Consider the following 21,206-nt stretch of genomic DNA (forward strand, 5'->3'; position numbering starts at 1 on the left):
GATTACTCATCCCCAGACTTTTTATTTAATGAATTTAATTTCTCAGCAATTCGTTTTCGCTGAGTAGTCGAAATTTTTTCATTACCCCGACTTTTATTTTCCTTAGCCCAGTCAGGCAATGTTTCTTTGACATTTGTACGCCTTCGGTATCTTCTTTGTCGATTGTTTTTACTTTCAGTAACCTGTTCCTGACGGTGCTTAATATCGTCAATCGCTTTCGATGCACTATTAATTTTTCTTTGCGCCCAATCATTTGCAATGGTGTCAATTAAATTTTTATTAATGGTAGGTTTCCCCTCGTCAATCAAGATGTGATAAACAAGGATATTGATCACTCCATTACTCAAAGTGTTGCGATTAATAAGTTCAGATAGAATCCTTTCTTCAGCGGAAGTAGTAAAGCCACCTTTTTCACTCTTTAAAGAATCAAGAAATTCTACTGGAGCGGAAGAATCAGCAATTTGGGCCAATTGCTGTTCCTTGGCCGTTAGCTTACTTTGTAACTTGTCTGCCTCATGGACATGGTTTTGCTTGGATTGATTTTCTGCTGGAGCCTTTATTTGATTTCGTCTAGAAATTAATATCTTAAACTTTTTAGGGTCAAAACGATTGTTAACCAAGTTACTGGCCTTCTCAATGTATTGTGCCATCTCAAGTTCACCAATTCCATATAATCGGTTGGTGTTACTAAAGAGTGTCTCATACTTTTTAACACTTTCATTTTCGACAAAGGACTTATCCAAAATATTCATCAATAGCTTAAAGTCAAACTGATCATTTGAAAGCTTATCATCAAAGGAATCTTTTTTTACATTAGCCTTGCCTTGAACTGCCTTGATTACACTTGGTTGGTCATTTACTTTCTCATTATTAACTGAAAATACTTGCAGGAAATTACGAGTTTGATCATCTAACCCACTAAAATCAAAATGTTCTGGTAAGAGTTCATCTGAAAGTTGTAAATAGCGATCTTCACCAACCATTTCAAGTAATAACAGACTCAAAAGACTATCACAAAAAAATTGGTCAGGATTAAGTGGCAGTAAAAGTTGATACTCATACAAGTCGATTTCAAAAGAATGATCAACATACGTCTTAAGCAAACCCGATCCTTCAAGTTTCATAAGTGAATCATCTAGTTCTTTGGCATCAATGCTAAGATCAGACATTAATTCAAAATTAACGTGCTTCTCATCATCAATTAACCATAAACAATTGTATAAGGCATATGCATTTTTACCAATGACTGGCATGTACAACAAATCGACATAATGACGTTCAACATCACTAATGGGCTGTGATCGATAAACTTTAAAATCAGTTTTAGGATTAATTCCGTTGATCATTCTTTATTCTTATCCTCATTATTTTCGTCTTCATCATCCATTAATTCTTTGAGTTTATTATAAAAGACTGACATATCCTTAAATTGGCGGTAAACACTTGCAAACCGAATATAAGCAATTTCGTCAACTTCTTTTAGTCCTTTCATAACACCCTCACCAATAGTTTGGCTAGCCACTTCATGGCTGCCATCATCAGCGTCATAAGCTATTTTTTCAACCTTATCAACAATATGGTTCATCTGTTCCATCGAAACTGGACGCTTTTCAGATGATCTGACAATTCCACGCAAAATCTTAGAACGATTGAATTCTTCTCGATCACCGTTCTTTTTTACAACTAACAAGGGGCTTGATTCAATCACTTCAAATGTCGTAAACCGAAATCCACATTCTTCACATTCCCGTCTTCGACGAATACTTTCACCATCTTTGACTCGACGACTTTCTAAAACCTTTGAACCGATATGATGACACCGTGGACATTGCATTTTTTCACCTTCACTAATTACATAACAATTACTAAATCATACCAATCTTTAACCGACGACTTCAATTGATCGAAAGTGCCAGAGTTATCAATACACCAATCAGACAGTCGTGCTTTTATTGGTTGTGCCCATTGAGCACCAATCATTTTACTAGCTCGACTTATTGAAATATCATTTCTTCTAACTAACCGTTGCAGTTGAACAACTGGATCACACGTAACCATCAGATTAGCATCAGTTAAAATCTGAAATCCATTTTCAAAAAGGGTGGGAGCGTTTAAAATCACCAAACGTTGATCGTGTAACTTGTTTAGCCGAGTATTAACTTCACGAAAAAGGTATGGGTTAACAATTTGGACTAACTTTTTCATACCATCACGATTTGAAAAAACAATCTTACCCAAAACACCTCGATCAATTTGCCCGTTACTTTTAATCACTAAACTGCCAAACTGCTCACTAATTTGATGAATTAACTCACGATTATCTTGTTCCAATTCATGTGTGATGGAATCTAGGTCTAATGTAGAAACCCCTAAAGTAACTAAATAATCACTTGCAGCCGATTTGCCGGTTGCAATTCCACCGGTTAATCCAATAACTTTACTCACTTAGATCACCATGAACTTTTTGACAATGAGGACAGAAACTAGTACCTCTTTGTGCAACCTTGATTTTTTCAATAGTAGTTCCACAACGCTCACACGGTTGTCCTTTTTTACCATAAACATGAAGATGATTTTGAAAGCTGCCCTCTTCACCAAAGGCATTTTTATAAGTAAACACCGTTGTTCCATGACCCTTGATGGCTAACTGAATTTCTTTAATGATGTTTTCCCTTAAAGTTTCAATTTCCTGATCACTTAAATAGTTAGTAGCCTGTTCCGGATGAATCTTAGATAACCACAAACTTTCATCAGCATAAATATTCCCAATCCCAGCAATGTTAGATTGATCTAATAAAAATGCCTTAATTTTTCGGTGAGACTTATGCAGTTGCTTCTTTAAATAATCAAACGTTAAATCATTCTCAGTTGGCTCCGGTCCAATTTTGTTCAATCCTGACAAATCATAAACCTGAGAATCCTTAACTAAATTCATCTTTCCAAATTTTCTTGTGTCATTGTAACGAAGCTTTCGACCATCGCTTAAATGAAAAACAACGTAAGTATGTTTTTGATTCTCAGTACCCTCAGGTACCACATCATATTTACCTTCCATTCGTAAGTGAGAAACTAAAGTATAATCGTCACTTAGCCGGATTAAGAGGTATTTACCCCTCCGATCAATTTGTAAAATATCCTTACCAGCTAACAAATCTTCAAATTCTTTTACTGGTAAATTCAACATTTTTGGATACAAAGCATCCACGGAAACAATCTTTTTACCCTGTACAAGATTGGTTAACCCTCTTCTTATCGTTTCAACTTCAGGTAACTCAGGCATTCCTACACCCCATTATTTTTTTATATCATACCAATTTGGTCCGTAATGACTTTCAACTTTTAGCGGTACATCCAGATCAACCGCAGAATCCATAACACTTGGAACTAATTTTTCTAAAATTGGAATCTCTTCTTTTGGTGCTTCAAAGATTAGTTCATCATGAATTTGCAGTAACATCGTGGCCTTTAAACCGTGTTTCTTAAGTTCTTTTTGCATTCTGATCATTGCAACTTTAACAATATCGGCAGCACTCCCTTGAATGGGTGAGTTCATTGCCGTTCTTTCGGCAAACGAACGCTTCTGAAATTGCTTAGAATTAATATCCGGCAGGTAGCGACGACGTTTCATGATGGTTTCAGCATACCCATGATCTTCGGCGAACTTAACGCTATCTTGGGTGTATTTTTTGACCCCTGGATATTCCTTAAAATATTTATCAATAAATGCTTGAGCCCGTTTTCGTGATATGCCAGTATTTTTAGCAAGTCCATAAGCACTAATTCCATAGACAATCCCAAAATTGACAGCTTTTGCTTGTCTTCTCAACTCGGGAGTAACATCCTCGTTGCTTGGAAGTTCAAATATCCGTCGTGCGGTCGCTGCATGAATATCTTCCCCATTTTTAAAAGCTTCCTGCATGTTCTTATCTCCAGAAATGGCAGCTAAGACACGTAATTCAACTTGAGAATAATCCGATGAAAATAGTTGCCATCCCTTATGACGAGGAACAAACGCTTCACGAATTTTGCGACCTTCTTCAGTTCGAACTGGAATATTTTGAAGGTTTGGGTCAACCGAGGACAATCTTCCAGTTTGAGTTAAGGTCTGTAGATAACGGGTATGAACTTTATGATCACGAGAATAAATGTCTTTTTTGATTCCATCAATATAAGTTGAAATCAATTTTGACAGTTGCCTGTACGCCAGGACATTATCGACAATCGGATTCAGACCCGCAATTTTTTCTAACACATCAACCGACGTAGAGTACCCTGTTTTGGTTTTTTTCACAACTGGTAATTTCAACTTATCAAACAGGATTTCACCTAACTGCTTTGGTGACCCGATGTTGAATTCTTCTCCAGCCTCGTGATAAATCGACTGCTCAATTTCTGATAAATGCTCAGTAAATTTACTCTTCAATGCTTCGAGGGTATCTACGTCCACCGTAATTCCTTCAATCTCCATTGCACTTAGCACATAAGACAATGGAACTTCTATGTTACGGTACAAATCTAATTGATTGTGTTTCTTTAAATCATCAATCATTTTATCTTTTAAATCATTAATTGCCAATGCTTTCCTGACAATGTGAGCAAAAAAAGTCTCATCATTTTCTGGCAGCTGTTTTTTCTTTCCAGTTCCATAAACCTCACTATCTGGTTTAACCCCATAATATCCGTGCCGATTAGCCACTTTAGCCAAATCATTACTATTATCAAGGGTATTCAGTAAATATGAAGCTAATAACATGTCAAAATCAACGTTATTTAACTGAATATGTTCGCGATTGGCAGCCACAATTTGCGCTTTAGCATCGAAAACATTTTTTTTAATATCGTGATTTTCTAAAATGCCTTTTATTTTCGGATCATCTAAAAGATCAATATCCTTACTTACAAACCAATGATCCTTATCCCCAATAACAAAACCAACAAATGGAGCAGTATGGTAATTTTCATCCAACATTTCAATGTTAAAGACAACATCTTCTGACAAGTGATCTAACTCGGCTAAATTGTCTTTATTTAAAATCGTATATTTAACATCTGGAAGTTTCTCAGCCGACTGACTCTCTGATCCTTCCATTTCCTTTAAAAAGGATTTCATGTTCATTTTCTTATAAAAATCAACTAACTTATCATTATCGGGACCATCATACTTTAAATCTGATAATGAAATTGTGAGGGGAGCATTGCAGTCAATGGTGGCTAATTTTTTAGACAAAAATGCCTGGTCTTTATCCTTAATCAAATGCTCTTTCAATTTTTTACCAGAAACTTCATCGATATGATTATAAAGATTATCAATACTATCAAATTTTTGAATTAACTTGATCGCGGTCTTTGGACCAACTTTTTCAACACCCGGATAGTTATCCGAGTTGTCTCCCTGAAGACCCTTTACGTCAATAATCTGTCTAGGAGTAATTCCCATCGTCTCTTTTACAAAGTCTGGCGTGTATTTCTCAATTTCACTCACACCCTTCTTTGAAATCGCAACGGTAACTTTATCCGAACAAAGTTGGGTAAGATCACGGTCTCCCGTTATGATAGTAACTTGATAGCCGTCATCAGCCGCTTTCCTTGAAAGCGTCCCAATAATATCGTCAGCTTCATAGTCTTGCAATTCATAGGTTTTAATTCCCCGATCATGGAGCAGATCCATTACAAACGGGAATTGTTCACGTAATTCGTTGGGCATTTTTGCCCGTCCGGCTTTATAATCTTCGTACATTTTGGTTCTAAAGGTTGTTTTACCTGCATCAAAAGCGGCAAGAGCTGACGTTGGCTGAACATCCTTTAAAATGTCATCTAGCATTCGATTAAAACCATAGATCGCACTGGTGTGCAATCCGTCTTCATTGGTAAAACGTTCCAAGGAAGTAAATAACGCAAAGAATGCTTTATACGTTAAAGAATTTCCGTCAATTAATAATAATTTCTTGTCTGCCATAAAATTCTCCTTTAGAATTAATTACTATTATTTTAACACTTATAATCAGTTCAATTGCGAAAAAAAACATGGTCAATCGACCATGTTTTTTTATTAATCTCGATTATTTCCAAAAATACCAAAGACCTCAAGAAGAAATGTAAATAGGTTTAGAAAATCAAGATACAACTGAAGTGCCCCAGAAATTGCAAGTCCGTTTACATTAATGTTACCAGAGTACTGCATGTACATTTTCTTTAAGTTTTGTGTATCAGTAGCACTCAACGCAGTAAAAATAATGATCCCAACGGCTGAAATAAATAACTCAATCCATGGATTTCTCAAGAATAAGTTAATTACCATCGCAATAATTAAAGCAATTAATGCTGCAAACAATTGCGTGCTTAACTTGGTTAAATCTCTGTGAGTAGTGAAACCAATCGCACTCATTACCAAGAAAATACTAGCACTGGATACTAACGCTGCTCCAATGGTACCAAGATTAAAGGCAATGAAAATGTAACTAAGTGAAAGCCCTGTTAAAACCGAGAAAACCAATAATCCGATAAAGCTTAACGTCGGATTACTTTGTGCAAATCCCGAAATCACAAAGGAAATTATGAACCAAACGATTAAAATTACTAATCCTGAGGCCCCACTACTGATGTTTGGCATAAAAACACTACTTAAATACGCAGAAATAGCAGAAATTAAAACCGCAATTCCCATAATCCCATATACTTTGGTAAAAAACGCGTTGAGTCCAGCATTATCGCCAACTACCCGACGACCACTTTCTCCATCAAAATTATTCATTTTTATTCTCCTTTAATTAACCTTCTTACTTAAATGACTTAACAATTCCTCATAGGCTCTTTCGTACTTTTGAATATCTCCAGCACCCATAAATATTACCACGGCATCGTGATATTGCAACAGTGGAGACATGTTTTCTTCCTCAATTAATCCACCATCTTTGGTAATTTTATTAACCAAATCCTCGCTCTTAACGTGTCCCGACTTTTCTCTTGGAGAACTATAAATTTTAGTAACGTATACCTTATCTGCTTTGCTTAACGTTTTAGCAAAGTCATCAAGATAGGCAATCGTTCGACTAAAAGTATGGGGCTGAAAAACAGCAATGATCTCCTTATTGGGATATTCTTGTCTAGCGGCATCTAAAGTGGCCTTAATCTCAGAGGGATGATGTGCGTAATCATCAATAATTGTCATATCGCCAACTTTAACTTGAGAAAAACGACGCTTAACCCCCTTGAAAGTTTGAAGTTCACGCCTGATTTCGTCCAAATTAACGTCTTCAAAATATGCAACGGCAATTACCGCCAAAGAATTTAAGACATTGTGTTCTCCATACAAAGGAATACTGAATTCCCCTAGGTCCTTTCCGTCATATTTAACGTGAAAAGTCGATCCAGCAGTTGTTCGCTTAATATCCACCGCCTGAAAATCGTCATCATCACTAGTTCCATAGTAATAAATTGGAACTGAAGCTTTTAACTTCCGTAAATTCTGATCATCGCCCCAAGCAAAAATAGCCTTTTTAACTTGGTTCGCAAAGGTTTGAAAGGCGTCAAAAACGTCCTCAATTCCGGTATAGTAATCCGGATGATCAAAATCAATGTTAGTCATAATGGCATAATCCGGATAAGTTGCCAGAAAATGGCGGCGATACTCGTCGGCCTCATAGACAAAGAAACGCGCATCAGTGGTTCCTTTCCCAGATCCATCACCAATCAGATAATCAGTTGGTGCGATCCCGCCTAATACGTGAGAAAGTAGTCCAGTGGTACTGGTTTTTCCGTGAGCACCACATACTCCGATGCTCGTGTACCCCTCAATTAATTCTTCCAAGAAATCAGGATAACTATAAATTTTTAGTCCTAACTCTTCGGCTCTTTCAATCTCCGGATGCGTATCAGGGAAAGAATTCCCTTTAATAATCGTCATTCCCTTTTTAATATTATCAGGATTGAATGGTTCAATCTTAATTCCAGCATTTTCTAATCCTTGCTGAGTAAAGGTATATTTTTCAATGTCAGAACCCATGACCTTACAACCGCGATCATGGAGAATGAGTGCCATCGCACTCATCCCAGTACCCTTAATTCCTACAAAAAAATAAGTAGTGTCTTTATTTATGTTAGTCATTTAGTTGGAATTCCCCTTTTTATTGTCTGGTTTAATAATACCAATTAAAGTAATGAAAATCTAAAAATTTAAATATTCAATTTAGCAAGTTCATTTTTCGTCAAATAAACATCTCGCGGTTTAGAGCCATGCTCACCTGAAATAAAATTATTTTGCTCCAAATCATCAATAATACTAGCAGCTCGATTGTATCCAATGGAAAACACTCGTTGCAATTTTGAAGTTGAAATTCCATCTTCGTCTGCGATATAACTCAAAACTGATTTCCACAAGTCATCATGTTGTTGAGCTTGTTCTGCACTTTTAAGCAATGATTTGGGCTGAAACTCGTACTTTGGTGTTTCCTGACTTCGAACTTGATCACAAACTCGCTCAACTTCTTGGTTAGTAACAAAAGCACTCTGAAGTCGCACAGGTTGACTGGCACCACTACCCAGATAAAGCATATCTCCCTTACCGAGTAGTCGTTCAGCTCCGCTTTGATCAATGATTGTTCTTGAATCAATCTGGCTTGAAACCATAAAGGCAATTCGTGTTGGAATATTATTCTTAATGGTCCCAGTTACAATATCAACGCTCGGTCTTTGAGTAGCAACAATCAAGTGAATCCCAGCTGCCCGAGCTTTTTGTGTAATCCTAACAATATAATCTTGGACTTCTGTTGATGCAACCATCATTAGATCAGCAAGTTCATCAATCACAACTAGGATTTGAGGCAACTTATCCGCATCACGGCCATTTTTATGTGCCGCTTGATTATACTGAGTTAAGTTTCTTACCCCAGCAGCAGCTAATCGCTCATAACGGTTGTCCATTTCCTCAGTGACCCATTTTAAAGCAGCAGAAGCCTCTTTCGGATCTGAAACAACCGGGGTTAACAAATGTGGAATCCCATTATATGGCGCTAATTCAACCGCCTTAGGATCAATTAAAATCATCCTTAAATCACGGGGCGAATTGCGATACAACAATGAAACAAGCAAACTGTTTATGAACACACTCTTTCCAGATCCAGTTGCACCAGCAATCAAAGCATGTGGCATTTTTTGAATATCGGCAGTCTTAGAAGCGCCGCCAATACTCATCCCTAATGCTACTTCTAACGGTGAATGACTAGATTCAAATTCATTTGAATCTAGAATCTCTGAAAGCATCACTGGTCTAGGCTTTGGATTAGGAATCTCGATTCCAACCGTCGACTTACCAGGAATTGGAGCCTCGATTCTAATATCTTTGGCTGCTAGGGCCATCTTTAAATCATCAGTTAGGTTAGTGATTTTGCTTACTTTAACACCAAGCTCCAACTTAACTTGAAATTGAGTAACGGTCGGTCCATCGGTCCAATCGACTACGTGACCATGAACCCCAAACGCCCTTAATGTATCATCAAGTGTTTTAACTTGCTTTTCAATCCATTCACTCAAACCATCATCAGAAGTCGAAATTGGTGGATTAAGCAGGTCACGACGAGGAAATTGATAATTAGTCTGACCCTCCTGATTGCTTGAAGTGTCGGCCAAATGCCTATGATTCGTTGTGGTTTCACTTTTTGAATCAGTAAGTTCGTTAGCAGGTTGAAGAAGTGCTTTTTCCTCATCTTGACGCTTATCAGTACTATCAATTGGAGAAGACGTCTTCTCGTTATCGCTTCTTTCATCAGGTTCTTTTAACTTATCTTGTGGATCCGATTCACTTAAAGTGGGATTACTTGATACCGTACCTGATGCGTTTTGATCATCATTATCTCTTCTATCATCACTAAACAAAGCTAGATTAGCCGCTAAGCCACTCTCCTCTTTAAAGATATCTGCGAGCGAGTGGCCTAATTCACGTTTACTGGCTGAAGATTCTTTATCATCTTCAGAGTTATCCACAGGCTTAGAGTTATCCACAATGTTTTCATTCTTATTTACATTTTCTTTAACAATTGGTTGAACGTCATTTTCCCATAAATCTAGATCATCAGCTGGAACGGCAGTTGGATCTTTAGGATTTAGATAAAGAACAAAATCATCATCATTCTTCTCCAATTCAACGGCTGCATCTTGATATGGTTTTCCGACTGACTGATGAACGGAATAGAAATTACTATTTTGGTTACGGGAACGCGGAGTAAATTCTTTTGTTCTTTCCACTAAGGAATTTCGGGACTCAACATAGTGCTTTTTATCATCTTTAAATCGCAACTGAAATCCGCTCTGATACTTTGGTTGATAACGAGACTGATAGGCTGATTGTTTAACATTAGAATCGTCACTACGGATAATTTCTTGATTTGATTTTTTTGTTGTTCTATGAAAATCATTGATTTTTTTATCGCTACTCTTAAAGGGAACTTTCCCATTAAAGTATTTACGATAAAATGCCGGTCCATCATAATGTTCCAATTTAATCACCCTTAAAGAATTATGTATAAAAAAACGAATAGAAACTATTCGTCAAAAAGATTTTTTGCTTTATCAAAATCAAATGGTTGCCCAACTTCATAAGAATCGGGTAAAACTAAAGCTCCTGGTTTATCGGGTGCATTAGGAATGTCTAATTCTCTTCCAGAACAAATCATTCCATCACTTTTTACCCCACGAAGCTCTCCTGGCCAAATAATTTGTCCATTTGGCATCATGGCTCCAACTTCCGCTACGACAACTTTGATTCCCGGTCTCATATTGGGAGACCCACTAACAAGTTGCAGCATTTCCCCATTCTGGACTTTTGTTTGAGTTATGTGAAGATGATCAGACTTCGGATGATCTTCCATTTTTTCAACGTAGCCAACCACAAACTTTGGTTCGGTACTAGTAGGTAAGAAAGTTTTAAACCCAGCCTCTTTCAACGCATCATTTAAAACTTCAACATCGTTACTTGAAAGATCAACTTTTCCATTCTCTGATTTTAAGTTCCCTAAAATCTCACTGGCATTGAAAAAATTATAGCCAACTACGTGTCCCTTCTTATCTTTAATCTGAACAATATCATTTGATTTTGATATTTTCTGTGGTTCCGATCCTTCTCCAAGAATGACAACCAAAACATCACCCATTTGGCTTGGATTATAACTTGCGATCATCAAATTTAGCTCACCTCCGAATTTATTGTGGAAGAGATTTAATAAAATCTTCTACTTGTTCCTTGGTTTTTCGATCTTTATTAACCAAACGACCAGTCTCAATCCCATTATCAAAGGCAACGAAGCTTGGAATTCCAAAAATGTTCATTTCCTTAGCTAAATCGAGATTTTCATCCCGATCAACTGCAATAAAGTCATAGTTTGGAAAATCTTTTACAATTTCTGGCATAACAGGCTTGATAAACGCACAATCTGGACACCATGTGGCAGAGAAAAATAGGATGTACTTTCCATGCTTAATTTTTTGCTTTAATTCGTTAAGATTCATTACTGGTAATTGTTCCATCGTATCCCTCCTAAACATTAATATTATAACCCACTCGTATTAAAAATGTTATATAATAAATTCAACAAATTCAATCGAAGGGATGCTTTTTATTATCATAAAACACAAACTAGCTTTTATTACTGGATCCGTAATTGCGGGAGTTTCGCTGTATTCACTTATTAAATTCAAGCAAGAACGCGACCAAGATCGGGTTAGACGTCACTTGTCCGATACATTAAGCAAAAAGTTTGATAATAGTGAGTTGTATGGTTACTGGATCGACTTTAACCAAAACGAAGATGGCCAGTTCCTTGGCGGAATCAACATTTTAGACGATGATAACCATGACATTAAATCATATGGATTTACATTCGATTTGACCACAAATAACCTCGATAACGTTCAACTTTTAAACACAAAGTCGATTAGTTAATCAACAAATTGGGCTACAATCTTATAGATTGGGCCCTTTTCTTTAAATTTCTCTTCATATTCAGTTTCTACATTATCTTTAGCAGCATCGCTAGCATGCAAGTCAAGATTAACGGATTCAAACTTCATCCCAAAATTATTCAAACTAACCAACGAATACTCAAATAATCCACGATTATCAGTTTTAAACTCCAGTTTAGCTTGGTCAGGTAACACGTCTTGATAACTCTTAAGAAAACGCGGCGAGGTAAGTCGCCGTTTTGTATGTCGTTTCTTTGGCCAGGGATCAGAAAAGTTTAGAAAAATTTTTGAAACCTCACCCTTTTTAAAAATGGTGTTCACAAGACCGCCATCAGTATGAATCAATTGAACGTTATCTAAACGACTATTTACGACTTTTTTTAGTGCCATTGCAATTACTGACTTTTGAATTTCAATCCCAATAAAATTAATATTGGGATTTTTTTCTGCCATTTCAGTAATAAATTTTCCTTTACCACAACCAATTTCGACATAAATTGGGGCGTCTCTAGAAAAACGTGTTTCCCACTTTCCCATGTATTTTTCTGGATCATCAACAATTAATTCAGGATGATCTAAAATAAATTTATTTGCCCAGGGCTTATTTCTAACTCTCATCATTTAACCTCAGTTTCTAATTTGTTTAACTTTTTTATTTAAATAGGGAATCGTTAAGACATATCCCTCAACAATCCAAATTACCACCGTTATTAAGATTACAGGAGCCGACATCCGAGCGATTAACATTGCAATCAGGAGGATAAAGCATTCAAACAAAAGTAAAATTTGAACGATCTGTCGAAAATCCGTCAGCTGGATCTTCTGACTAACCGGATAAATATGGGTAAACACATTACTTTCAAAATGCTCATAAAATGGGATTAACTGAAATCCGACTAAATAAACAAAAATAATTGTCATTAACGAAACAATAATTTGATTAGGAATAATCAATACCAAAATAACGGCAATAATTATTAAGCGAAAGTATAGTGAACCTGGTCCACTGTCTCTTAATAATGATCGAAGATACAAATTCGAATAGACGTGACCTTGATCTTTTTTTAACAACTTAAAAATTGGATCCAAGTATTTTCTGCGGTGAATCCGACCTGAAAGTTCAGGGACTTCGGTGAATAAACTATAAAAATGATAAATCCGATTCATACGAGAATCTTCATGTTCAATTGCATAATTCCAGTTTAAGATCTTATTTTTGGTTAGAATAGCGACATACATTAACAATGCAGCCACAACTAATGCTAATAGTGCAGCTATAAAAACATTAAAGTACAATGCTAATACCAGAATAATAAGGGGGATAACCCACTCAGTTACACCGGCTAATACTACATGTCGATTTAACTGAAAATAGAGTTTGATTACTTGATATGACATCCAACCGGTTTTCAAAAGCAAAATTACGATTAACAACCCGATTAACTCTGAAATTGTCCATCCAATCGAAACACTTAAAAATGGCATTAGTACAAACCACGTTACTAAATCAATCAGTAATGCCATAAACAAACTATAGAGAAATGCTCCCTTAAAGTAACCAGCAAATTGGTATTCCTTAGGGGCCATAAAAACCTTATCAGCGGACTTGATTAAAGTTGCCAGTCCACCAAGTTGAAGCACCACTAGTAAAATCAAAATTGCAATCGGGCGCTCCCACCATAAATTGCCTGATAATTGCTTTAAAAATCCAGAGTAAGCGTAGCCAAGGCCACCCACAAAGAACATAATCGCAATCACAAAAAAATCGTTAAAAACATATTTAAGGTATTTAGTCATTTCGATTAAATGATTGCTTAACCTTTTTTGGAAAATCCTATTCATTTTTATCATCCCTTGCTAAAGACAGATAAATATCTGAAAGTGACTTCCCATCATTTGGATACTCTTTTCTAATCTGTTCCATCGTTCCTTCCGTTTGAATCTCACCTTTGTTAATTAACACAAAACGATCACAATACTTTTCTGCGGTATCAAGAACATGAGTCGACATTAAAATACTGGCACCCTTACTCTTCTTTTCTTCAATCAACTGCAAAAGATCATCGACCGCGAGCGGATCGAGACCTAAAAATGGTTCATCAATTACATAAAGCGACGCATTAGTAATGAACGCACAAACAATCATCACTTTCTGACGCATTCCCTTAGAAAAGTTGGCAGGAAACCAATTAAGTCGTTTATCCAACCGAAAAGTCTTAAGTAACTGATTAGCTTTCTCCCACGCTACTTGTTTATCCAAATTATAAGCCATGATAGTAGTATCAATGTGTTCTTTTAAAGTTAATTCTTTGTATAATACTGGCATTTCCGGAATATATGCAATTTGTTGTTTGTATTTTTCAATGTTTTGACCAATCTGCAAACCATTGACTTTAACGGTTCCAGTAAATGGCTTCATGAGTCCAATAATATGATTAATGGTAGTTGACTTCCCAGCACCATTTAAACCAATTAAAGAAACTAATTCGCCATCATTAACATCAAAAGTCTCATTTTTTAAGACTGGCATACTAGAGTAGCCACCAGTCAAGTCTTCTACTTGCAAACTCATATTTACCCTTCATTTCTTTTCATTATTGTAATCAGTATACCATAATTGCCTGCTATCACTTATTATGCGGGTAATGTTAGTGTATAATTGGATTAACTTGAAGGGAGAGATTTATATGACTGATTACGATCCAAATTGCGTTTTTTGTAAAATTGTTAAGGGTGAAATCCCTAGTTATAAAGTTTATGAAGATGACGAAATTCTTGCATTCTTAGATATTTCCCAAACAACTCCTGGCCACACTCTGGTGATTCCTAAAAAACATATTCAGGATATTTTTCATTTTGACTCAGCCACAGCTAGTAAAGTATTTGCGAAAGTACCAGAAATTGCACGTGCGGTCAAAAATTCTAACCCAAACATCAAGGGAATGAATATTGTCAATGATAACGGGAAAATTGCCTATCAATCTGTTCCACATGCTCACTTTCATTTAATTCCCCGTTACAGTGTGGGTGATACTTTTTCAATTAACTTTTCTGATAATTCTAAAGAATATGACGAAACTAAATACCAAGAAGTTGCCGATTCAATTACCAAAAAATTGGGGGATTAACTCATGAAAAAAAAGACCGCTTGCTTAGTTAGTGCCGGAATAATAGTTGGTGTTTCTGTTACGGGTCTACTCCTTTTAAAAAGGAAGTCTAATCCCACAGATAACGTAACCACTGCCGACCTTAAAAACATTTTTCATTCAGCTAGTTCAGTTAAACAAAATTTAAACCAATTCACAAAAGCTTTAAATGATGCAAAACCAATAATAGATGGTCTTAATCGTGACGTACAGGAAGCCCAATTTCAGCTAAAGCCTAGAATTGATCTTTTATCTAACGAAATAAATAACATTTAATTTCAATTAAATTATTCGACCAAATATTAATTTGCATCAAATATATGTTATATTAAAAATAAATGGAGTACTGAATGTCTTGAGTACTTTAATATTTTGAAGAAATGGATGTGCTAATATATGAAGAAAAAATGGCTCGTTGGAGTTGCAGGATTACTTTTAAGTGTTTCACTGGTTGCCTGTGGTAGTAAAACAGTTGCTACTACTAGTGGTGGTAAAATTACAGAAAGTCAATATTACAATAGTATGAAAAAGACCCCACAGGGTAAAACAGTTCTCCAAACTATGATTTTGAACAAAGTTCTTAACAAAGAATATGGTAATAAAGTTAAATCATCTCAAGTTGATGACCAATTTAACCAATACAAGTCACAATATGGTTCTCAATTTAAAACCCTTCTCAGTCAACAAGGTTTAACTGAGAAAAGTTTAAAAGAACAAATCAAAGATAATCTTCTGTTAAAGCAAGCTGTGATTGCTAACACAAGTTTCTCTGACAAAGATTTGCAAAACCAATTCAAGAAATATCAACCTAAAGTAACCGTTAATGAGATTACCACCAAAAATCAAGGTGACGCTGAAAAAGTAATTTCTGGCTTAGAAAACGGTCAAAAATTCTCTGACTTAGCCAAGAAGTACTCAACTGAGGCTAACAAGAAAGACGGCGGCAAGATGGCTCCATTCGATAATATGGATCCAAGTCTTGACAATAACTTCAAAAATGCTGCCTTTAAACTCAAAAATGGTGAATACACCAAAGAACCTGTCAAAACTAAAGCTGGATACCAAGTAATCCAAATGGTCAACCACCCTTCCAAGGGTAAATATCAGGATCACAAAGCTGAATTAAAAGACCAGTTGGCAACTGAACGCATGAGCGATAGTAATGTCTTACACGCTGTCGTTTCAAAAGTTCTTAAAGATGGAGATGTAAAGATCCAAGACAAAGACTTACAAAACATCTTAGCTGATTACACATCAACTCCAAAACCAATGAAATAATCAATCATAAAAAGAAAATGGTCAGTAACTTAAAAGTTACTGACCATTTTCTTTTTTATCAGGTTTATAAAACTTATTTCGATCCATTCCAAAAATTCGTTTACTAAATGATCCTGCTTCCGTATCATTTAAAGCCCCAGTAATCATGTTAATTGAAGCATCAAGTTCATCTAAATCATGGAGAATCTGCGCTTCCAGCAATTCAGGCGTAACCGGGGATCCATACTCCTTAATCCCATGATGTGAGAGCACCATATGTCTTAAAAGTAATAAATCTTCAGAATGCTGATCGATTTTTAGTTGGTCAGCAGCTTCAACAATTTCCCCATCAATAATACTGATATGTCCTAACAGATCACCTTCACTAGTATAAGATGTCGAAACGGGTCCTGACAGCTCAGTAGTCTTGCCTAAATCATGAAGGATGGCACCTGCACACAGAAGTGAAGAATTAACTTGTGGATAGAGCTTAGCGACTTCCTTGGCCAACTTCAATATCGAAATGGTGTGAAATGCTAATCCACCTGCATAAGCATGATGATTCGATTTAGCTGCCGGAAAAGTAAAGAATTCATCCTGGTGCTTTTTAAGAAGTACCCGAACAATTCGATTCCACGTTGGATTAATAATTTCGAAAATTGTCTGACCAATATATTCTTCCATCTCAGAACGAGTCATTTGAGCATGTTGCATAAACTTAGATGGATCACTGGGTTCACCAGATTCTGTTTGTCGAAGATGATTAATCTTAATTTGTGGACTTCCCTGGTAAGCTTCCCGTTTGCCATTAATGTGAACGACCTGCCCAGCTTTAAAAGTCTTTACATCCTCATTACTGGCACCCCAAAGTTTTCCACCGATCTCTCCGGAATTATCTTCAAAAACAAACGAAATGAATTGTTTTCCGTTCTTAGCAATTCTAGTATCGGCCGACTTAACCAATACAAACGCATCGATTTCTTCATCCATTTGATATTCTTTCAATTTTTTGCTCATTTGACTCCACCTCCACTACTTTAATTCAATTAAATGATCGCCACTTACATCGTGTCTAATTCGATCATCAGCCGTAAAATAAATCACCTGCGTGCTTTTAGCCAAAGCTTTCATTAATTCAATTGCCTTATCAGTTCTAAAGTGATCAAAGTCAGCAAAACCATCATCAATCATAATTGGCATTGGATATTCATCACTAAAAGCCAACGTTAACGCAAAAACCAACGATAAGTATAACTGCTGCATGGTTCCTTTTGAAAGTTCCTCAACCTTGAACTTAACCCCATCAGAGTTAACAACCGTAATACTTCTCTTATTATAATCAATTTTACTATAATGACCGTCCGTTAGTGTTTCAAAGAATTTAGCTGCATCCTTTCTAACTTTAGGAATTCTTCCACTACTAGCGGCATCGAGTACTTTTTCAATCCACTGATTAGTTAACTGGTAAACCAACCACTTTTGAACCAATTCGTTAACTTTAGTATCCATACTGGCCAATTCCTGGGTCAATGAATCAAGCGTCCCATCTTTTTCCATGTGATTAATTTGCACGTTAAGTTGCGCCAACCGATCAGATTGATCGGAAAAATCTGCGTCCAACTGTCCAATTTGTTTCTGAAGATCATTAATCACGTTTTTTAACTGATTAACATTATCGTATTTTTGTAATCTTTCAACAATTGTCTGATCAAGTGAGTTTTCTAACTCCATTTTACGTTTGTTTTTATCCGTAGCGATCCGCTGCTCATCGTATAATTTTTTAAAATCACTACTACTTGCAACGTTTCGTTCCCTTAGGAAATGGTCAAGACGATCACTTACTTCTTTCAACTGCTCACGATGGCGATCAACCATTGAAGTTAAACTACTCAATTCATGGCTCACCTGTTCTGCATTTCGCTTTTGATCATTTACATTTGAGATGAACTGTCTAATTTTACTTAACGCTACCATTTCATTATCAGAATCACTTAAACCAATTTTACTGGAAGCAAAATTCCAACGATCGAGGTAACTCTCAACCTTCTCATTCATTGTCTTTTGGTTTCCAATGAAATTCTGTAAACTATCACGATCTAAGTCACGTCGTTTAATGGAGTTTTGTAAAGCACTTGTCCATTGGTTAAATGGAATACTCTGGATGTGATGCTCGTTTCCCATTTGACCCAACTCTTGCTCAATCTGAGTCAATTTTCGCTTTAAATGGTCAGTATCATTCTCCTCTTTAACTGGTTGGTTCGATTTTTGCACATAACGATAAATGCCAAAACCAATACACAATAACCCAATGACCACCAAAATAGGAAGAGTTACTCCACCCATAAAAATTCCAATTCCAATAATTATTAGACCAACCGCATCAGCAATTAATGATAACGAATTATCTCCGCTCTCATTTGTGGGCATCGCATGAACCTGATAGTTTATTTGTGCTTTTACATTTTGATACTCATCTATTAAGGTCGATATTTTGTCAATCTCATCATCATTAAACGGAATACTTTCACTTCCACCAGCATCAAATTCATCATTAGCCAAACGAGTCTGATATGTTTTGATATCATGATCAAGCTGTTCAATCCGTCTGACCTGTTGGATTTGGCCGTCCAGTTCTAAATATAAATTACGAATTAAATCAGCATTATCATTGTAAAATTTCAAATCAGAATTGGATTCCTGATGCGTATTCTTAAAATCAATAATGTTTTGTTCATCATTCTTAACATCTAATTGAATATTACTAATCTTATTTTGGATGTCTTGAAATGTTTCAAAGTCATGCTCAGAAAAGCCGTGTTTAACCGCTAATTTATCGTCTTGTAATTGTCTTAATTGAGCATATTTATCCCAGTTCGCTAAATCTTGATTAACCTGATTTAATCGCTCAGAAAATTTATTTCTTTTATTGCGATTCTGAGTCTTTTTTTCTTGTTCTTTTTTAGCTTGAATGGTCAATTCATGGTACTTGGGATATTCATTACTGGCTTCATGTACTTTCGCGTTCAATCTTTCTCGATCAACTAAAAGTCGGTTTAACTCAGGCTTTTTACCAGTCGGCTTATAGATCTTACCACCATTTTCCTGATTTTCGTCCTCTAGTTCAATCCAGTTATCAATCCCTACGACCCCAACACGCTGGATTCGTTTTGACAATTCTTCACGATTTAATCTCGAAATATCATTTAAATCAACGTTGCCAAAATAAAACAGGTTATCATATGATTCCCGATTGATTGGACCTAAAATTTTATCCAAAATTCCAGCAGGTAATTCATTTTTATTTTGATCAAAAACGGTTAATAACCCACCATTTTTACCTTCATTTCTTTGAACAAGATAAGTAGTTCCATTTTGTTCAACCGTTAAACGACCACCCATTTTATAGTCATCTTTGGGAGTGAAGTCTCGCTTACTCCGACTGTCCCGAAAGCCAAATAAAACATCTTTAATGAAATTTAAGAGGGTTGTTTTTCCAGCCTCGTTTCTTCCATAAATAACCTGGAACCCACTAAAGTTCAGTGTTAAATTATGAAGTTTTCCAAAGCCGAATACTTCAACTTTTTTAATCCTCATCCTTCACGTTCCCTTTCGTTTTACTAGTAATTAAATTCATACTTTCATCAAGTAATTTAGAGATGGCTTCATCACTTAAAAAGTTGTCACGAATGTAAGAGTGCTTAAAAAGCTTCTTCGCCAAATTTTTAAGGTTTTCTTCATTATAAACTTCATGCTTAGTGTCATCCCAGAATTTCTGATCTAGATCATTAAATTTCATCCCAGAATTATCAACAACGTCAATTTCATAAACCCAAGCATTAAATCGTTCAAAATCATATTGTAACTTTTCCTTAACCCGGTCGAGCAATTCTTCTGACGAAAAATTGGCTTCTTCGCTCATATTTAATTTCACACTCAATAAATTAAGTTTGGAAAAATCACTCGACTCAATTTTCTCCATAATTTGATTAACGACCGCTTCTTCTGAGTCAGTTCCCCGTAAATTCATTGAAAGATTTGACCAAATGAGCGGACAGGTGGGTTCAAACTGAACGTTTAAACCTCCATTAGTCTCATCACTGACTAATAAGTACCCCTTTTCACCCATTTCATTTTTATGACGGCCCTGGATATTTCCCGGATATTCAATTAAAGGATGATGACCTAACTGCTGACGCTTATGAATATGCCCTAATGCCCAATAATCATATCCCAAATTTTCCATTTCGTTAATGGTAAACGGTGCATACTGTGAGTCTTTGCCACCCTTAATAGCACCGTGAACCATCCCAATTTGGTAGTCAGCGTTTGAACGTTCTGGAAATCCAGAGATAATATCATCTGAAATATTCCTAGTAGCGTAACTAAAACCTGTAATAGCAACTGTTCTTCCGTCTTTAAGAGTCAATGTGTGCGTCGTCACTTCTTTGGGAAATACGTAAACATTAGCCGGAAAATTGAAATTTTTGGCACCTTCACTTTGATAATCATGATTACCAAACGAAAGAAGTACAGGAATACCATGTTCATCCAATCGTTCTAACTGTTTAATCAAAAAACTAATGGCTTTGACACTTTGGTGACTACTGTCAAACAAATCTCCCACTAGCAAAACAAAATCAACATCATCTAAAATGGCATCATCAATAATCTTCTTTAATGAATCGAATGGAGCCTCGTGCAAAATGTCCCACAGCTTACTCGGAGTGGTAGCATCCTCTCTGATTCCTAAAAACGGACTATCCAAATGTAAATCTGCCGCATGAATAAACTTCATTATAATTTCTCCCATACAAAAAAATCGGAGCACCAATGGGCGCTCCGATTAACGGT

Annotated in this window: 20 protein-coding genes; 4 read left to right on the plus strand and 16 right to left on the minus strand. The window is 36.1% G+C overall.

The window, feature by feature from the left end; translation table 11 throughout:
* Positions 1–2 precede the first annotated feature (2 nt).
* The 10 genes from AC6UD4_RS03605 to AC6UD4_RS03650 all read right to left on the minus strand — a co-directional run bounded on the left by AC6UD4_RS03605 (position 3) and on the right by AC6UD4_RS03650 (position 11,517).
* Positions 3–1,346: a DnaD domain protein gene (locus AC6UD4_RS03605; RefSeq protein ID WP_500693662.1), complete on the minus strand. Its 1,344-nt coding sequence runs from the start codon at positions 1,344–1,346 to the stop codon at positions 3–5.
* On the minus strand, positions 1,343–1,834 hold the full coding sequence (nrdR, locus tag AC6UD4_RS03610; RefSeq protein WP_500693661.1) for a transcriptional regulator NrdR: 492 nt from the start codon (positions 1,832–1,834) through the stop codon (positions 1,343–1,345). The genes AC6UD4_RS03605 and nrdR overlap by 4 nt, the downstream gene beginning before the upstream one ends.
* Positions 1,835–1,851: 17 nt before the next feature.
* Positions 1,852–2,445 (minus strand): dephospho-CoA kinase, encoded by a 594-nt coding sequence (coaE, locus tag AC6UD4_RS03615; RefSeq protein ID WP_500693660.1) that lies wholly within the window; start codon positions 2,443–2,445, stop codon positions 1,852–1,854.
* Entirely contained in the window at positions 2,438–3,280 is an 843-nt protein-coding gene (gene mutM, locus AC6UD4_RS03620; protein WP_500693659.1) for a DNA-formamidopyrimidine glycosylase, read from the minus strand. Before mutM ends, coaE begins: the two co-directional genes overlap by 8 nt.
* A gap of 12 nt (positions 3,281–3,292) precedes the next feature.
* Positions 3,293–5,956, minus strand: a complete 2,664-nt coding sequence (polA, locus tag AC6UD4_RS03625; protein WP_500693658.1) for a DNA polymerase I — start codon at positions 5,954–5,956, stop codon at positions 3,293–3,295.
* Between the two features lie 93 nt (positions 5,957–6,049).
* A complete protein-coding gene (locus AC6UD4_RS03630; RefSeq protein ID WP_500693657.1) occupies positions 6,050–6,751 on the minus strand; it encodes a Bax inhibitor-1/YccA family protein in 702 nt (233 codons plus the stop codon).
* Positions 6,752–6,763: 12 nt separating this feature from the next.
* Positions 6,764–8,095, minus strand: a complete 1,332-nt coding sequence (gene murC, locus AC6UD4_RS03635; protein ID WP_500693956.1) for a UDP-N-acetylmuramate--L-alanine ligase — start codon at positions 8,093–8,095, stop codon at positions 6,764–6,766.
* 77 nt (positions 8,096–8,172) lie between these two features.
* Complete coding sequence (locus AC6UD4_RS03640) at positions 8,173–10,491, minus strand: DNA translocase FtsK (RefSeq protein WP_500693656.1); 2,319 nt, start codon at positions 10,489–10,491, stop codon at positions 8,173–8,175.
* A 44-nt stretch (positions 10,492–10,535) separates the two neighbouring features.
* Positions 10,536–11,174 carry a YtpR family tRNA-binding protein gene (ytpR, locus tag AC6UD4_RS03645; RefSeq protein WP_500693655.1) on the minus strand — a complete coding sequence of 213 codons (639 nt, stop codon included), beginning with the start codon at positions 11,172–11,174 and terminating at the stop codon, positions 10,536–10,538.
* A gap of 19 nt (positions 11,175–11,193) precedes the next feature.
* A complete protein-coding gene (locus AC6UD4_RS03650; protein ID WP_500693654.1) occupies positions 11,194–11,517 on the minus strand; it encodes a thioredoxin family protein in 324 nt (107 codons plus the stop codon).
* An 82-nt stretch (positions 11,518–11,599) separates the two neighbouring features.
* On the opposite strand from AC6UD4_RS03650, the gene AC6UD4_RS03655 reads away from it, so the two are divergent.
* Positions 11,600–11,932 (plus strand): hypothetical protein, encoded by a 333-nt coding sequence (locus AC6UD4_RS03655; protein WP_500693653.1) that lies wholly within the window; start codon positions 11,600–11,602, stop codon positions 11,930–11,932.
* On the opposite strand, the gene trmB is transcribed toward AC6UD4_RS03655, so the two are convergent.
* The 3 genes from trmB to AC6UD4_RS03670 are packed head-to-tail and all read right to left on the minus strand — an operon-like array spanning position 11,929 to position 14,524.
* Positions 11,929–12,570 (minus strand): tRNA (guanosine(46)-N7)-methyltransferase TrmB, encoded by a 642-nt coding sequence (gene trmB / locus AC6UD4_RS03660; RefSeq protein ID WP_500693652.1) that lies wholly within the window; start codon positions 12,568–12,570, stop codon positions 11,929–11,931. The genes AC6UD4_RS03655 and trmB overlap by 4 nt on opposite strands.
* Positions 12,571–12,579: 9 nt before the next feature.
* A complete protein-coding gene (locus tag AC6UD4_RS03665) occupies positions 12,580–13,794 on the minus strand; it encodes an ABC transporter permease (protein WP_500693651.1) in 1,215 nt (404 codons plus the stop codon).
* Positions 13,787–14,524: an ABC transporter ATP-binding protein gene (locus AC6UD4_RS03670; protein ID WP_500693650.1), complete on the minus strand. Its 738-nt coding sequence runs from the start codon at positions 14,522–14,524 to the stop codon at positions 13,787–13,789. The genes AC6UD4_RS03665 and AC6UD4_RS03670 overlap by 8 nt, the downstream gene beginning before the upstream one ends.
* A gap of 115 nt (positions 14,525–14,639) precedes the next feature.
* On the opposite strand from AC6UD4_RS03670, the gene AC6UD4_RS03675 reads away from it, so the two are divergent.
* The 3 genes from AC6UD4_RS03675 to AC6UD4_RS03685 all read left to right on the plus strand — a co-directional run bounded on the left by AC6UD4_RS03675 (position 14,640) and on the right by AC6UD4_RS03685 (position 16,376).
* The gene (locus AC6UD4_RS03675) at positions 14,640–15,080 is read left to right on the plus strand and encodes an HIT family protein (RefSeq protein ID WP_500693649.1); all 441 of its coding nucleotides are present in this window, start codon (positions 14,640–14,642) and stop codon (positions 15,078–15,080) included.
* A 3-nt stretch (positions 15,081–15,083) separates the two neighbouring features.
* Entirely contained in the window at positions 15,084–15,374 is a 291-nt protein-coding gene (locus AC6UD4_RS03680; RefSeq protein WP_500693648.1) for a hypothetical protein, read from the plus strand.
* 120 nt (positions 15,375–15,494) lie between these two features.
* Positions 15,495–16,376, plus strand: coding sequence for a peptidylprolyl isomerase (locus AC6UD4_RS03685; protein WP_500693647.1), 882 nt, complete (start codon positions 15,495–15,497; stop codon positions 16,374–16,376).
* A gap of 36 nt (positions 16,377–16,412) precedes the next feature.
* Here AC6UD4_RS03685 and AC6UD4_RS03690 read toward each other — a convergent pair whose 3' ends face one another.
* The 3 genes from AC6UD4_RS03690 to AC6UD4_RS03700 are packed head-to-tail and all read right to left on the minus strand — an operon-like array spanning position 16,413 to position 21,150.
* Entirely contained in the window at positions 16,413–17,372 is a 960-nt protein-coding gene (locus AC6UD4_RS03690; RefSeq protein WP_500693646.1) for a 3'-5' exoribonuclease YhaM family protein, read from the minus strand.
* A 15-nt stretch (positions 17,373–17,387) separates the two neighbouring features.
* Complete coding sequence (locus AC6UD4_RS03695) at positions 17,388–19,949, minus strand: AAA family ATPase (protein ID WP_500693645.1); 2,562 nt, start codon at positions 19,947–19,949, stop codon at positions 17,388–17,390.
* Positions 19,939–21,150: a metallophosphoesterase family protein gene (locus AC6UD4_RS03700; RefSeq protein ID WP_500693644.1), complete on the minus strand. Its 1,212-nt coding sequence runs from the start codon at positions 21,148–21,150 to the stop codon at positions 19,939–19,941. The genes AC6UD4_RS03695 and AC6UD4_RS03700 overlap by 11 nt, the downstream gene beginning before the upstream one ends.
* Between the last annotated feature and the right edge of the window lie 56 nt (positions 21,151–21,206).

The organism is Fructilactobacillus sp. X3R5C2, from assembly GCF_059901175.1.

What these genes read in the sequence shown, in the direction of transcription:
- AC6UD4_RS03690 (WP_500693646.1), bottom strand. Translation starts at nt 17,372, where the DNA reads ATGAGCAAAAAATTGAAAGAATATCAAATGGATGAAGAAATCGATGCG.
- AC6UD4_RS03630 (WP_500693657.1), bottom strand. Translation starts at nt 6,751, where the DNA reads ATGAATAATTTTGATGGAGAAAGTGGTCGTCGGGTAGTTGGCGATAAT.
- AC6UD4_RS03700 (WP_500693644.1), bottom strand. Translation starts at nt 21,150, where the DNA reads ATGAAGTTTATTCATGCGGCAGATTTACATTTGGATAGTCCGTTTTTA.
- polA (WP_500693658.1), bottom strand. Translation starts at nt 5,956, where the DNA reads ATGGCAGACAAGAAATTATTATTAATTGACGGAAATTCTTTAACGTAT.
- AC6UD4_RS03680 (WP_500693648.1), top strand. Translation starts at nt 15,084, where the DNA reads ATGAAAAAAAAGACCGCTTGCTTAGTTAGTGCCGGAATAATAGTTGGT.
- AC6UD4_RS03670 (WP_500693650.1), bottom strand. Translation starts at nt 14,524, where the DNA reads ATGAGTTTGCAAGTAGAAGACTTGACTGGTGGCTACTCTAGTATGCCA.
- AC6UD4_RS03695 (WP_500693645.1), bottom strand. Translation starts at nt 19,949, where the DNA reads ATGAGGATTAAAAAAGTTGAAGTATTCGGCTTTGGAAAACTTCATAAT.
- AC6UD4_RS03650 (WP_500693654.1), bottom strand. Translation starts at nt 11,517, where the DNA reads ATGGAACAATTACCAGTAATGAATCTTAACGAATTAAAGCAAAAAATT.
- AC6UD4_RS03675 (WP_500693649.1), top strand. Translation starts at nt 14,640, where the DNA reads ATGACTGATTACGATCCAAATTGCGTTTTTTGTAAAATTGTTAAGGGT.
- trmB (WP_500693652.1), bottom strand. Translation starts at nt 12,570, where the DNA reads ATGAGAGTTAGAAATAAGCCCTGGGCAAATAAATTTATTTTAGATCAT.
- mutM (WP_500693659.1), bottom strand. Translation starts at nt 3,280, where the DNA reads ATGCCTGAGTTACCTGAAGTTGAAACGATAAGAAGAGGGTTAACCAAT.
- AC6UD4_RS03665 (WP_500693651.1), bottom strand. Translation starts at nt 13,794, where the DNA reads ATGAATAGGATTTTCCAAAAAAGGTTAAGCAATCATTTAATCGAAATG.
- nrdR (WP_500693661.1), bottom strand. Translation starts at nt 1,834, where the DNA reads ATGCAATGTCCACGGTGTCATCATATCGGTTCAAAGGTTTTAGAAAGT.
- AC6UD4_RS03605 (WP_500693662.1), bottom strand. Translation starts at nt 1,346, where the DNA reads ATGATCAACGGAATTAATCCTAAAACTGATTTTAAAGTTTATCGATCA.
- AC6UD4_RS03685 (WP_500693647.1), top strand. Translation starts at nt 15,495, where the DNA reads ATGAAGAAAAAATGGCTCGTTGGAGTTGCAGGATTACTTTTAAGTGTT.
- AC6UD4_RS03655 (WP_500693653.1), top strand. Translation starts at nt 11,600, where the DNA reads ATGCTTTTTATTATCATAAAACACAAACTAGCTTTTATTACTGGATCC.